The organism is Propioniciclava tarda, from assembly GCF_900182665.1.
Taxonomy (GTDB): Bacteria; Actinomycetota; Actinomycetes; order Propionibacteriales; family Propionibacteriaceae; genus Propioniciclava; species Propioniciclava tarda.
The window spans coordinates 1-12,924 of the sequence record NZ_FXTL01000009.1 but is presented as its reverse complement, the minus strand read 5'-3'; the positions used below and the strand labels follow the sequence as shown (position 1 = coordinate 12,924).

The window sequence follows — 12,924 nt, the reverse complement described above, 5'->3', positions numbered from 1 at the left end:
GCCGGGGGGATTCATCGATCGGCCTCCCCAAGCCAGTGGCGTCCGGCAAGCCGTGGGCGGTCGACCGCGCGGCTCACGGGATCCTCACAGAATCGCGCATATCCTTCGACCATGAGTCGTCGCGCCCTTGCCACCCTGGCGCTGGTCTTTGCCCTTGTCAGCTGTTCGACACCGTCCGCACCGAGTTCGCCGACCACCCCCGTGTCCCCGCCGCCCAGGCCGTCCGCGACGGGCCAGCCGTCGGCGTCCGATACCCCGCGGGCCGACGGGCTGGTCAAGTGGCCGGACAACAGCAAGGTCTCGCACATCTTCTTCCACTCGCTGGTGGTCGACACCGACCGCGGCTTCGACCCGAAGCGGTCGACGTCGGCGGGCATCGAGCAGTACATGGTGACCCAGTACGAGTTCAACAAGATCCTGGACTCGCTGTACGCCAAGGGCTACGTGCTCGTCCACCCGCAACGCCTCGCCGCCAAGGACGCGTCCGGCGTCATGAAGTGGACGCCCCTCTACCTGCCCGCCGGCAAGACCCCGTTGGTGCTCTCGGTCGACGACATGAGCTACAACAAGGTCACCGTCGGCAACGGCTTCGCGACCCGCCTCACCCTGACCCCGGACGGCAAGGTCACCAACGACTACACGGACGCCGCCGGCAACACCACCCAGGGCGCCTACGACGTCACCACCGTCCTGGACGAGTTCGTCGCCAAGCACCCCGACTTCAGCTTCGAGGGCGACAAGGGCACGATCGCGCTGACCGGCTACGAGGGCGTCCTGGGCTACAAGAGCTCGCCGTACGTCTACGGCGATAACGACACCACGAAGGCCGAGGCCGCGAAGGCCAAGGCGGTCGCGGATGCCCTCAAGGCGTCCGGCTGGAAGTTCGCCAGCCACAGCTACGGGCACCGCAACTACACGAAGTTCTCGGTGGGGGCCATACAGAAGGACATGGGGACGTGGCTGGCCGACGTCAGCCCGATCATCGGCAAGACCGACATGCTGATCTACGCGTTCGGGGCCGACATTTCCGACGTCAAGCCGTACACGAAGGCGAACCCGAAGTACGCCTATCTGAGCAGCGTCGGCTTCGACTACTTCTTCAACGTGGACGGCAGCACGCCCGCCTGGATGCAGCTGCAGCCGAGCTCCCTGCGCCAGGGGCGGATCAACATCGACGGCATCACGTTGTCGCGGGCGATTCAGGGCAAGACGAAGATCCTGGACGGCTTCTTCGACCCGAAGGCCGTGCTGGACCCGAAGCGTCCCATGCCGACGCCCGGCACCTGAGTGGCCTAGTCAGGCCGCAGTGACGGACGCCGCCAGCGAGGCGGCGGTGACGTCCAGGGCGGCGACGTCCCCGACGATGACGATCGCCGGCGGCCGGACGCCGTGGGCGCGGGCTGCGTCCGCGATCGAGCCGAGCGTGGCCCGGAGGACGCGCTGCTCGGGGCGTCCGGCCTGCTGGACGATGGCGGCCGTGGTGGCGGCGGGCTTGCCGTCGGAAACCAAGGCCGCGGCGATGGCGGCGAGGTGCGTCGTGCCCATCAGGATCACCAGGGTCGTGTTGAGGCGCGCGAGCGCCGACCAGTCCAGGGTGCTGCGCTCGTCACCCGGCGGGACGTGCCCCGAAACCACGGTGAAGCCCTGGGTCAGCGAGCGGTGCGTCACGGGGATGCCGGCCAGGGCTGGTCCGGCGATCGCTGAGCTGACGCCGGGGATGACGCGTACGGGCACGCCGGCGTCAGCGCAGGCGAGGGCCTCTTCGCCGCCGCGTCCGAAGACGTAGCCGTCGCCGCCCTTGAACCGGACGACGTGGCGTCCGGCGCGGGCGTGGGTGATGAGGAGCTCGTTGATGGCGTCCTGGGAGGTTTGGCGGCCGTGGGGCTCCTTGCCGACGTCGATGAGGAGCGCGTCCGGGCGGGCCTCGGCCAGCACCTCGAGGGGGGCGAGGCGGTCGTAGGCGATGACGTCGGCGTTCTGGATCGCCCGGAGGCCGCCGACGGTCATGAGGTCGGGGTCGCCGGGTCCGCCGCCGACGAGGGTGACGTGGCCAGTCATGGTTGCTCCTTGCCGGACGCCCACGCGTCCAGTGCCTCGACCGCGACCGTGCGGGCCGCGGCGGTGTGTCGTGGGTTGGGTGTGTCCGAGAGGACGCCGACGCGGAGGTCCGCGCTGCGTCCGGTCGCGGGGGTCCGGGCGGTGCCGGCGTCCACGTCATCCGCGCGGACGCAGAAGATGCGCTGGGCCTCTGCTGCCTGCGCGAGTTGCGCGTTGGCGTCCGCGTCGTTCGTGGCGGCGAGCACGACCCAGGCGCCCTGGAGGTCGGCGGTGGTCACCTCGCGAGGCGTCCAGGTGAGGCGTCCGGTGGCCGCCCACGTCCTGATCTGCTCGGACGCGGCGAGCGCGACGACGTGGAGGCGCGCGCCGGCGTCCAGCAGTTGGGGAATGCGCCGCGAGGCGACCGCACCCGCGCCCGCGACCACGACGCGGCGTCCGTTCAGGTGCAGGCCGAGCAGGTAGGGCTCCGGTGCGGGCACGCCGGCTAAGAACTCTTCCGCGCCCTGGGCGGTTACGGGCTGCACACAACCCTGCTGACTGGGTGCTGAACCTCCCGCAAAACCGAGACGATGAGCACCCAGTGGCGCTGGGTCGTTGAGGGGATCAGTTGTCCCGACACTGTGCGCGTAGCGCTGAACGATCGCGTCCACCAACACCGGATGCGCGCTTATCGGACGGCTCAGCCGCGCCACGGGCAGCCCCTGCAATCGGGCGGTGTAGAGCCCGTCGGCCAAGAAGTAGGTGGCAACCGTGACGTCGCGGGCACCATCGGCGATCAGTGCTGCGGCGGCGGCCTCGATGCTCGCGCCGTCGCCGTAGAGGTAGCCGACCCGGACGGGCACGCCGAAGCGAACCCCCAGTTCGGACGCCGCCGCCTCGACCTCGGCGCGGGCCTCGGCATGCTTCGATCCCGCTGCGGCAAGCAGAATCGCATCTCCGGGCCCCCCGGCTTCGGTTACCCGATCGGCGACGGCGTCCAGCAAGTCCGGGCCGACGTGGCCGGTGACGACCCCGCCGTCCACCAGGGCGGGCAGGTCCTCGAGCACGTGGTAGCCGGCCGTCAGGAAGGCGGGGACCACGGTCGGCCCTTCTACAGGGTCGCCTCCGACAGGCTCCCCTTCGGCAAACTCCCCTTCGACAAGCTCAGGGACCGGGACCGGGATCGGCCCTTCGACGAGCTCCCCTTCGACAGGCTCAGGAACCGGGGTCGGGATCGGCCCTTCGACAAGCTCCCCTTCGACAAGCTCAGGGACCGGGCTCGGGATCGGCCCTTCGACAAGCTCCCCTTCGACAAGCTCAGGAACCGCGGTCCGGATCGGCCCTTCGACAGGCTCCCCTTCGACAAGCTCAGGGACCGGGAGTTGGTCCACACAGAACGCCCGCGCGCGGGCGTCCACCCACGCGGTGCTCACCTGGACACCAGGCAACTCGGCCCCGACCAGCGTTACCAGCTCGTCCGCCAGCGCCGCGGCGCCCGGGTGCTCGGACCCGTGCAGCGCGATCACCAGCGGACGCGGCATTCAGATCACCCAGTCCAGCTGGTCGCCGGCGGCGAAGGCGTCCACGTTCGTGGCCCGGATCATCCCCGCCGCCAGGTTCTCGCCGGTCTGCGGGTCGATCAGCAGGAACGACCCGCCGGTCCGGGATGAGGCGTACTCCTCCGCCGCGATCGGGGACGCGAGCCGCAGCTCGACGCGTCCGATGTCGTTGAGCTCCAGCGCAGCGGCCGCAACCGGCGTCAGCGTGTCGAGATCCAGCCGTCCGTGCACCCCGCGGACCATCGCCTGAACCGTCTTCGTGCCGTGCTTGAGCAGCACACGCGCGCCCGCCCGCAGCGGTCTCATCCCTAGCCAAGCCACGGTTCCGTCCAAGTCCTGAGTCGGCTCGACGGGCGTCCCGGACGCGAGCACCTCGCCGCGCGCCAGGTCGAGCTCATCCGCCAACCGCAGGGTCACCGACAACGGCGCGACGGCGTCCGGAAGCTCCTCGCCGAACAGGTCGATGCCCACCACGCGCGTGCGGCGTCCGGACGGCAGCGCCACCACCTCGTCGCCCACGGCGACCCGCCCCGAGGAGATGCGGCCCGCGTAGCCGCGGTACTCCTCGAACCCGGACGCCGCCGCCTGCGGCCTGATCGTCAGCTGCACGGGGAAGCGGAAGTCGGCGTCCGCCACGTCCTCGGGCGACAGCGTCTCCAGCAACTCCAGCAGCGACGGACCCGCGTACCACGGCGTCCGCTCCGACCGCTCCACGATGTTGTCGCCCGCGAGCGCCGAGACCGGGATCGTGTGCAGGTCGACCCCCAGTCCGGACGCCAGCGCGCGAGCCTGCTCGGCGACGGCCTCGTAGGCGTCGGCCGAGTAGTCGACCAGGTCGATCTTGTTCACGGCCAGGATCACGTGCGGGACGCGGAGCAGGCGTCCGACCGACAGGTGCCGACGCGTCTGCTCCAGGACGCCCTTGCGCACGTCGACCAGCAGCACGAGCACGTCGGCCGTCGATGAGCCGGTCACCGTGTTGCGCGTGTACTGCACGTGCCCCGGGCAGTCGGCGAGGATGAACGCCCGCCTCGGCGTGGCGAAATACCGGTAGGCGACGTCGATCGTGATGCCCTGCTCGCGCTCGGCGCGCAGTCCGTCGGTCAGCAGCGCCAGGTCGACGTGGCCGAGTCCCTTGTCCTCGCTGACGCGGCGGACGGCGTCCAACTGGTCGGCGAGCACGGACTTGCTGTCGTACAGGAGCCGTCCGACGAGGGTGGACTTGCCGTCGTCGACCGAGCCGGCGGTGGCCAGCCTCAACAGGGTGCTCATCAGAAGTAGCCCTCCTTCTTGCGGTCTTCCATGGCGGCCTCGGTCAGGCGGTCGTCGGCGCGGGTCGCGCCGCGCTCGGTGATCCGGACGGCGGCGACCTCGGCGATGACGTCGGCGACGGACGCGGCGTCCGACTCGACGGCTCCCGTGCACGAGATGTCGCCGACGGTCCGGTACCGGACGACCCTGCGCTCGACCGTCTCTCCCGGACGTAGCGGCAGCAGCTCGGACGCCGCGAGCCACATCCCGTCGCGGCGGAAGACGTCGCGCTGGTGGGCGTAATACAGCTCTGGCAAGGCGATTCGCTCGCGCTCGATGTAGCGCCAGACGTCGAGCTCGGTCCAGTTCGAGAGCGGGAAGACGCGCACGTGCTCACCCGGACGATGCCGCGGGTTGTAGAGGCTCCACAGCTCAGGACGCTGGTTGCGCGGATCCCACTGCCCGAACTCGTCGCGCAGGCTCACGACGCGCTCCTTGGCGCGCGCCTTCTCCTCGTCGCGGCGTCCACCCCCGAAGACCGCGTCGAAGCGGCCGTCGACGATGGCGTCCAGCAGCGGGACGGTCTGCAGCGGGTTACGCGTCCCGTCCGGACGCTCCAGGAGGCGTCCGTCGTCGATGTAGTCCTGGACGCGCGCCACGATCAGCCGCAGCCCGAGCTCGGCGACGACGGCGTCGCGGTAGGCCAGCACCTCGGCGAAGTTGTGGCCGGTGTCGACGTGCAGCACCGGGAACGGGATCGGCCCCGGCCAGAACGCCTTACGCGCCAGGTGCAGCATGACGACCGAGTCTTTGCCGCCGGAGAACAGCAGCACCGGCCGCTCCAACTCCGCGACGATTTCGCGGATGATGTGGATCCCTTCGGCTTCCAGCAGGGTCAGTTGATCGAGCGCGGACGCCGCCGGCGCGGCCTGCGTCGTGGTCGGGGGCATCAGGCGTCCTTGGAGGTCGGGGCGACGTGGAGTCCGCATTCGGTCTTGGCGAGTCCGGCCCAGCGTCCGGCGCGGGGGTCTTCGCCGGGCGCGACGGGTCGGGTGCAGGGGGCGCAGCCGATCGACGGGTAGCCCTCGCCGAGCAGCAGGTTGATCGGGACGGCGTGGCGTCCGGCGTAGTCGGCGAGCTGATCGAAGGTCCAGGTGGCGATCGGGTTGATCTTCACCATGGCGTGAACGGCGTCCCATTCGACGAGTGCGGTGGCGGCGCGGAGCGGCGAGTCCTCGCGGCGCAGGCCGGTGATCCAGGCCTCGTAGGACGCCAACTCGCGGTTGATCGGCTCGGTCTTGCGGAGGGCGCAGCACAGGCTGGGGTCGCGGTCGTGGAGCTTCGGGCCGTGCGTCGCGTCCTGCTCGGCGACGCTCTGGCGAGGCAGGACGTCGATGACGTGGGCGTCGATCGTCGCCGCAAGGGCATCCCGGGTGCCGATGGTCTCGGGGAAGTGGTAGCCGGTCTGCAGGAACAGCACGTCGACCCCCGGGGACGCCTGCGCCGCCAGGTGCGCCACGACCGTGTCGCCGGCCATGGAGCAGGCGACGGCGATGCTCGTGCCGAACGTCTGGGACGCCCAGGCGAGGACCTCGCGGGCGACGGTTTCGGGGTCACGTCCGGCGGTGTTCGCGTCGGCGAACCGCTCGGCGCCCTGCGCCGCGAGGTCGTGCAGGTCGGCCTCCGTTCGGGCGCGTCCGGGACCGTGCGGCGCGAACGGATCGGCGGCTGGCTCCCCTCCGACGAGCCCCCCGTTGGCTGAGCTTGTCGAAGCCCCTTCGACAAGCTCCCCTTCGACAAGCTCAGGGACCGGGACCGGGAGCACGTGGTTGCTCATCGCAACGCCCCCTCGTCCGCTCGGGCGACCCACGTGGAGAACGTCTCGCCCGCCTCGCGCTCGGCGACGAACCCGCGCACCACGCGTTCCACGTAGTCGGGAAGGTCGGACGCCAGCACCTTCAGCCCGCGCACGGTGCGTCCGAGCCCGGCCTCATCGCGCTCGTCCGACGCCAGCCCGCCACCCAGGTGCACCTGGAACGCGAACTCGTCCGAGCCGTCCGCGGCCTTGGCGACCTGACCCTTGAGTCCGATGTCGGCGACCTGGATGCGGGCGCACGAGTTCGGGCAGCCGTTCACGTGCAGCGAGATCGGGGTGTCGAGCTCGACCCCCGCCAACCGCGACTCCAATTCAGCGATCGTCTCGCGCGCGGTGTCCTTGGTGTTGACGAACGCGAGCTTGCAGTACTCGATGCCGGTGCACGCCATGGTGTGCCGCCGAAACGGCGACGGGTTCGCCGTGAGCCCGAGCGGCGCGGCGGCGGCCAGGAGGGCGTCCACCTTCTCGGGCTCGACATCCAGGACGACCAGCTTCTGGTGCGGCGTCAGGCGCAGCCTGCTCGATCCGGACGCCTCCGCCGCGTCCGCCAGCGCCAGCAGGGACAAGCCGGACAGGCGTCCGACCGTCGGCGCCAAGCCGACGTAACGGCGTCCATCTTTCTGCTCATGGACACCGACGTGATCGCCCGGCGACGTGGACGGCGCGGGCGCGGGACCATCCGGCAGGGGGGCGTCCAGGAACTCGCTCTCCAGCACCTCGCGGAACCGAGCAGTCCCCCAGTCGGCCAGCAGGAACTTGAGCCGCGCCTTGTTGCGCAGGCGGCGATACCCGTAGTCACGGAACAGTCGGACCACTCCGTACCAGACCTCAGCCGCCCGCTCGGGCGGCACGAAGGCGCCGAGCCGCTCGGCCAGCCGGGGGGCCGTCGAGAGTCCGCCGCCGACCCAGAGGTCGTAGCCCGGACCCAGCTCGGGATGCACCACGCCGACCAGCGAGAGGTCGTTGATCTCGTGCACCACGTCGAGGCTCGGATGCCCCGTGATCGCCGTCTTGAACTTGCGGGGCAGGTTGGCCAACTCGGGGTCGCCGATGTAGGTGTCGACGATCTCGCGGATCGCCGGCGTCGGGTCGATGATCTCGTCCGCGGCCACGCCCGCGAGCGGCGAGCCGAGGATCACGCGGGGGGTGTCGCCGCAGGCCTCGGTCGTCATCAGCCCGACAGCTTCGAGGCGGCGCCAGATCTCGGGCACGGCCTCGATTTCGATCCAGTGCAGCTGGATGTTCTGGCGATCCGAGACGTCCGCGGTGTTACGGGCGAACTCCTCGCTGATGCGTCCGATGACGCGCAGCTGCTCGGTGGTGAGCGCGCCCCCGTCCGAGCGCACGCGCATCATGAAGTAGCGATCCGAGAGTTCATCCGGGCCCAGCGAGCCGGTGCGTCCGCCGTCGATCCCCTGCTTGCGCTGCGTGTACAGGCCCCACCAGCGGAGGCGTCCGTGCAGGTCCTCGTCCGGGATCGAGTCGAAGCCCTCGACCGCATAGATCTTCTCGACCCGCTCGCGGACGTCCAGTGGACGCCCGTCCGCCGCCTTGAACACCTCGTTCGGATTGAGCGGTGCGCGCCCGTCAACGGCCCACTGGCCGTTGCTCTTGGTCGTCGTGGTCATCGCTGTCCTTCCTTCAGATGACGTAGTCGCCGAAGTCGGCGGTCGCAGGGTCGAGGGGGGCCGAGGCCGAGACGCGCTCACCGCGCGCCAGTCCGAGTCTCTCGCTGTCGGCACGGTTGAGCCGCGCAACGAACCGGACGCCGTCGGCGTCCAGCAGTTCGACTACTGTCTCGGAGCCCAGTCGCGCGATCCGGTCGACGGTGGCGTCGACCGTGACGGACGCTTCGCCGAACTCCGCGGTTCCGGTCCCGGTTCCGGCTCCTGAGCTCGTCGACGGGGAGCTTGTCGAAGCCGAGCCGACCGAAGCCGAGGCGGTCGAACGGACGCTCGAAGCGACGCCGCTGGACTCCTCCGGCCGCCGCAGCGCGATCCGGTGCGGACGCACCAGCGCGCCGCCGAGGCGGGCGACTGATCCGACGAAGCCCATCACGAACGCGTTGGCTGGCCGGTCGTAGACGGCGAGCGGCTCGTCGACCTGCTCGAGGCGTCCGTGATTGAGGACGGCGACGCGATCGGCGACCTCCAGGGCCTCCTCCTGGTCGTGCGTCACCAGCACGGTCGTCACGTGAACCTCGTCGTGGAGCCGCCGCAGCCAGGCCCGAAGGTCGGCCCGGACGTGGGCGTCCAGGGCGCCGAAGGGCTCGTCCAGTAGGAGCACGGACGGCTCGATCGCGAGCGCGCGGGCCAGGGCCATGCGCTGGCGCTGGCCTCCGGAGAGCTGATCGGGGAAGCGTCCGGCGAGGCCGGTGAGGCCCACCAGCTCGAGCAGTTCGGCGACCCGGGCGTCCGTCTGGGGCTTGGGCTTCTTGCGGATGGCTAGGCCGAACGCCACGTTCTCCCGGACTGTGAGGTGCTTGAAGGCGGCATAGTGCTGGAAGACGAAGCCGATGCCGCGGCGCTGCGGCGGCTCAGCGGTGACGTCGATGCCGTTGATGGTGACGCGGCCGGCGTCCAGGGTTTCTAGTCCGGCGAGGGCGCGCAGCAGCGTCGACTTGCCCGAGCCGGACGGGCCGAGCAGGGCGGTCAACGAGCCTGCGGGGATGTCGAGCGTGACGTCGTCGAGGGCGCGGAAGGCGCCGTAGGTCTTGGTAGCGCCGGTGACGGTGATCATGCGGTCCTCCGGGAGCGTTCGAGCAGGGCGGTCGCGAGCAGGGTGACCAGCGACAGCCCCATCAGCAGGGTGGCGGCCGTGTAGGCGCCGTAGGCGTTGGCGGCGTCCACGTAGCGGTGATGGACGAGCAGGGTCAGCGTCTGGCTCACGCCGGGCAGGTTGGACGAGACCAGCAGCACCGCGCCGTACTCGCCGAGGCCACGGGAGATGGTGAGCAGGGTGCCGTAGAGCAGGCCCCAGCGGATCGACGGCAGGGTGATCCGCCAGAACGTCTGCCAGGGCGTCGCGCCGAGGGTGGCCGCGGCCTGTTCCTGGTCGTCGCCGAGCTCGCGCAGCACCGGTTCGAGCTCGCGCACCACGAACGGCACCGTGACGAATGCCGTAGCCAGCACCATGCCGGGCACCGCGAAGACGATCTTGACGCCCGCACCGGCGAGGGCGCCGAACCAGCCGGACGCGCCCCACAGCGAGATCAGGGCCACACCCACGACCACCGGCGACACGGCGAACGGCAGGTCGAGCAGCGTTTGGATGACCGCCTTGCCGCGGAAGCGTCCGCGGACGAGGGCCAGCGCGGCGACCGTGCCCAGGATCACGTTCAGCGGCACGACGATCGCGAGGATCAGCAGGGTCAGGTTGAGCGCCGAGATCGCCGCCGGGGTGGTGATCGAGGCCCAGAAGGACGCGAGGCCCGGTCCCAGCGCCTTGGTCAGCACGGTGGCGATCGGCAGCACGACCAGGACGGCGAGGTAGGCGATCGCGATCGTGCGCAGGGTGAGCCTGGCGGGGGTCGAGAGCCTCATCCGACGCCCCCCGAGTCCCGGGAGCCACTCTTCAGGCCCGGCGCTGACGGCGAAACGCCGTTGACGTCTGCCAACCTGACCCGCGAACCAGTCAGGGCGTCGGAATCTGAGCGGTCTGGCGACGCCACCGTCGTAACCCGTCGATCCCGGGTCACGTACCGGATCGCCACCAGCACCAGCGCGGCGATCGCCAGCAGCGTCACCGACACGGCCGCAGCCCCAGCGGGGTCGCCGATCTCGATGCGCTGGGCGATGTACTGGCTGGCCACCTGGGTGCGTCCGGGGAGGTTGCCGCCGATGAGCGCCACGGACCCGAACTCGCCGACCGACCGCGCGAACGCCAACGCCGCGCCCCCCAACACCGCCGGACGGATCGCCGGCCAGATCACCGTCTTGAAGGTCACCAGATTGGACGCCCCCAGCGACGCCGCCGCTTCCTCGGCCTCGCGGTCGAGCTCGGCGAGCACCGGCTGCACGGATCGCACCACGAAGGGCAGCGTCACGAACGCCAGGGCGACCGCGACCCCGAGCGGCGTCGCGTTCAACCGGACGCCGATCGGGCTGTTCGGCCCATAGAGCGACAGCAGCACGATCGACGTGACGATCGTCGGCAGTGCGAACGGCAGGTCGATGAGGGCGTCCACGATCCGCTTGCCGGGGAACTCGTCGCGGGCCAGCACCCAGGCGATCACCGTGCCCACCACGGCATTCAGGATCGCCACCGCTGCCGACAGCAGCAGAGTCGTCCGCAAGGCTGCGACCGCCCCCGGGCTCGTGGCGGCCCGGACGAACCCACCCACGCCCTCCCCGAACGACGCGACCGTCAGCGCCGCCAACGGCAACGCCACCACGACGCCCAGCCACAGCACGACCACCCCGACCGCCAGGCCGGGGCGTCCACCGGCCCCAGGCCGACCGGACGCCGCCGCGACGTTCGCCGCGGCGTCCGGACGTCGGGTCAAGGTGGCGGTCATCCGGTCACCTTCGAGTACAGCTGGGTGATCGCGCCGGTCGACTTGTCGAACAGGGACGCCGTGACGGCGGGCCAGCCGCCGAGGTCGGCGATGGTCCAGAGCTTGGCGGGTTGGACGAACTCGGGGTGGGCCGCCAGCACGGACGCGTCCGCCGGCCGGTAGCCAGCCCTCGCGACGGCCTCCTGGCCGGACGGCGACTCGACGTACGCCACGAAAGCCCTCGCGGCGTCCGGATGGCTGCTCTTGCTGACGACCGCGACCGCGTTCTCGATCTTGAAGGTCTGGTGCGGCACCACGTACTCGACCGCCTCCCCGGCCTTGATGGCCGCGATGGCCTCGTTCTCGTAGCTCAGCAGCACGTCGCCGGTACCCTGGCGGAACGACTCGGACGCCTCCGCCGCGGACGCCGGCTGGCTGTGGATGTGGTCCTTGACAAGGGAGGACACGTACGCGAGCCCCGCCGCCGGGTTCTTGCCGCCGTCGGACGCCGCCGCGTAAGGGGCGAGCAGATTCCACTGAGCCGAGCCCGAGCTGAGCGGGTTCGGCGTCACCACCGACACCCCGGACGCGAGCAGGTCGGGCCAGTCCTTGATGCCCTTGGGGTTGCCCTTCCGGACCACCATCACGACGACCGAGCCGAACGGCGTCCCGTGCAGGGTGCCGGCATTCCAGTCGGACGCCACCAGCCCGGCCGTCACGAGGCGGGTGACATCGGGGGCGAGCGAGAAGGCGACGACGTCGGCCGGGGCGCCGGCCGCGACCTTGCGTGACTGGTCCCCGGACGGGCCGTACGACGCCTGGACCGTCCCGCCGCCCGAGGCGGCGTAGCCCTGACCCAGCGCGTCGAAAGCGGGTTTGGCTACGGAGAATGCGTACACGTTCAGCGCCGTCCCTGGCTTCGTGGACGCCGACGCGCCGCCCGTGGCGTCGCTGGCTCCACCGCCCGCGCAGCCGGTCAGCATCATCGCGCAGGCCAGTGCGAGCGCGGCGATGCGGGACGGGCGGACGCGACGGGAGTTCATCGAAGGGCCTTTCGTGAAGCGACAGCTGGGCAGGACAGGGGCCAGCGGCGTCCGATTGGCTCTGGACATGAAAAGAGCCGGGCGACGATGGCCCGGCGAAAAGGTGCGGGCGCGTCAGGACGCGCGACACATGGCAGACAAAACGCGACCGAAATCAACGTGGGCGCGGCCCACGAGGATGACGGTGTTGGTGCTGCTCATGAGTTGAACGATATTGGACGCCGCGGCGCCTGTCGCACGTCGGCGGCCTCTCGACGGTGCCGATGCGAGGTGAAACCCCTTGTCACAGGGCGATACAGAGCGTTGAAAGTTCAACCTTCGCCCGTCTCACCCCCTGGGATCGACCGCTCAGATCGCTCGAGTGCGGTGGGACGACCGCAAGCTCGGCAGGTGGCCTCCCGGGTTTCGAAGGCTCTAGCCATGACACTCTGGGAGTCCGCCCCTCAACGCCAGAGGTGGGTCAAGTCGCGCTGAGTTGCCAGGCGCTCGACTGCATCGCTGGATATACCCATGACTCGCCCCAGAACGAGGGGAAGGGGGCGGTAGCCTGGGGCACTGATCGGAGACTCTAGTGGTGTGTGTCGTTAGTTCCTTTATGGTTGGGTTCTTGGGATGATGGGGTATGGCGAATCGTCCTGCCCCTGCCCTGGGGTTGCGTGAAGG

11 protein-coding genes are annotated in these 12,924 nt (G+C 70.4%); 1 reads left to right on the top strand and 10 read right to left on the bottom strand.

The window, feature by feature from the left end; all coding sequences use genetic code 11:
* Positions 1-111 precede the first annotated feature (111 nt).
* Positions 112-1,287: a polysaccharide deacetylase family protein gene (locus FN821_RS08145; RefSeq protein ID WP_131172111.1), complete on the top strand. Its 1,176-nt coding sequence runs from the start codon at positions 112-114 to the stop codon at positions 1,285-1,287.
* Between the two features lie 9 nt (positions 1,288-1,296).
* Here FN821_RS08145 and cobA read toward each other — a convergent pair whose 3' ends face one another.
* From cobA to FN821_RS08095, 10 genes are read right to left on the bottom strand one after another with little or no spacing between them, the layout of a single operon-like run.
* The gene (gene cobA, locus FN821_RS08140) at positions 1,297-2,058 is read right to left on the bottom strand and encodes a uroporphyrinogen-III C-methyltransferase (protein WP_131172110.1); all 762 of its coding nucleotides are present in this window, start codon (positions 2,056-2,058) and stop codon (positions 1,297-1,299) included.
* Positions 2,055-3,578: an NAD(P)-dependent oxidoreductase gene (locus FN821_RS08135; RefSeq protein WP_131172109.1), complete on the bottom strand. Its 1,524-nt coding sequence runs from the start codon at positions 3,576-3,578 to the stop codon at positions 2,055-2,057. The genes cobA and FN821_RS08135 overlap by 4 nt, the downstream gene beginning before the upstream one ends.
* Positions 3,579-4,868: a sulfate adenylyltransferase subunit 1 gene (locus FN821_RS08130; protein WP_131172108.1), complete on the bottom strand. Its 1,290-nt coding sequence runs from the start codon at positions 4,866-4,868 to the stop codon at positions 3,579-3,581. It lies immediately after the preceding gene.
* Positions 4,868-5,797, bottom strand: coding sequence for a sulfate adenylyltransferase subunit CysD (gene cysD, locus FN821_RS08125; RefSeq protein ID WP_206662051.1), 930 nt, complete (start codon positions 5,795-5,797; stop codon positions 4,868-4,870). The genes FN821_RS08130 and cysD overlap by 1 nt, the downstream gene beginning before the upstream one ends.
* A complete protein-coding gene (locus FN821_RS08120; protein WP_131172106.1) occupies positions 5,797-6,684 on the bottom strand; it encodes a phosphoadenylyl-sulfate reductase in 888 nt (295 codons plus the stop codon). The genes cysD and FN821_RS08120 overlap by 1 nt, the downstream gene beginning before the upstream one ends.
* Positions 6,681-8,351: a nitrite/sulfite reductase gene (locus FN821_RS08115; RefSeq protein WP_131172105.1), complete on the bottom strand. Its 1,671-nt coding sequence runs from the start codon at positions 8,349-8,351 to the stop codon at positions 6,681-6,683. The genes FN821_RS08120 and FN821_RS08115 overlap by 4 nt, the downstream gene beginning before the upstream one ends.
* Before the next feature lie 13 nt (positions 8,352-8,364).
* The gene (locus FN821_RS08110) at positions 8,365-9,462 is read right to left on the bottom strand and encodes a sulfate/molybdate ABC transporter ATP-binding protein (RefSeq protein ID WP_131172104.1); all 1,098 of its coding nucleotides are present in this window, start codon (positions 9,460-9,462) and stop codon (positions 8,365-8,367) included.
* Positions 9,459-10,265, bottom strand: a complete 807-nt coding sequence (locus tag FN821_RS08105) for a sulfate ABC transporter permease (protein ID WP_131172103.1) — start codon at positions 10,263-10,265, stop codon at positions 9,459-9,461. Before FN821_RS08105 ends, FN821_RS08110 begins: the two co-directional genes overlap by 4 nt.
* Positions 10,262-11,239 carry a sulfate ABC transporter permease subunit CysT gene (gene cysT / locus FN821_RS08100; RefSeq protein ID WP_131172102.1) on the bottom strand — a complete coding sequence of 326 codons (978 nt, stop codon included), beginning with the start codon at positions 11,237-11,239 and terminating at the stop codon, positions 10,262-10,264. Before cysT ends, FN821_RS08105 begins: the two co-directional genes overlap by 4 nt.
* Positions 11,236-12,261, bottom strand: coding sequence for a sulfate ABC transporter substrate-binding protein (locus tag FN821_RS08095; RefSeq protein WP_131172101.1), 1,026 nt, complete (start codon positions 12,259-12,261; stop codon positions 11,236-11,238). Before FN821_RS08095 ends, cysT begins: the two co-directional genes overlap by 4 nt.
* Positions 12,262-12,924: the final 663 nt, after the last annotated feature.

Excerpts from the sequence above, each read along its gene's own strand:
- FN821_RS08145 (WP_131172111.1), top strand. The coding sequence starts at position 112 with ATGAGTCGTCGCGCCCTTGCCACCCTGGCGCTGGTCTTTGCCCTTGTC.
- cobA (WP_131172110.1), bottom strand. The coding sequence starts at position 2,058 with ATGACTGGCCACGTCACCCTCGTCGGCGGCGGACCCGGCGACCCCGAC.
- FN821_RS08135 (WP_131172109.1), bottom strand. The coding sequence starts at position 3,578 with ATGCCGCGTCCGCTGGTGATCGCGCTGCACGGGTCCGAGCACCCGGGC.
- FN821_RS08130 (WP_131172108.1), bottom strand. The coding sequence starts at position 4,868 with ATGAGCACCCTGTTGAGGCTGGCCACCGCCGGCTCGGTCGACGACGGC.
- cysD (WP_206662051.1), bottom strand. The coding sequence starts at position 5,797 with ATGCCCCCGACCACGACGCAGGCCGCGCCGGCGGCGTCCGCGCTCGAT.
- FN821_RS08120 (WP_131172106.1), bottom strand. The coding sequence starts at position 6,684 with ATGAGCAACCACGTGCTCCCGGTCCCGGTCCCTGAGCTTGTCGAAGGG.
- FN821_RS08115 (WP_131172105.1), bottom strand. The coding sequence starts at position 8,351 with ATGACCACGACGACCAAGAGCAACGGCCAGTGGGCCGTTGACGGGCGC.
- FN821_RS08110 (WP_131172104.1), bottom strand. The coding sequence starts at position 9,462 with ATGATCACCGTCACCGGCGCTACCAAGACCTACGGCGCCTTCCGCGCC.
- FN821_RS08105 (WP_131172103.1), bottom strand. The coding sequence starts at position 10,265 with ATGAGGCTCTCGACCCCCGCCAGGCTCACCCTGCGCACGATCGCGATC.
- cysT (WP_131172102.1), bottom strand. The coding sequence starts at position 11,239 with ATGACCGCCACCTTGACCCGACGTCCGGACGCCGCGGCGAACGTCGCG.
- FN821_RS08095 (WP_131172101.1), bottom strand. The coding sequence starts at position 12,261 with ATGAACTCCCGTCGCGTCCGCCCGTCCCGCATCGCCGCGCTCGCACTG.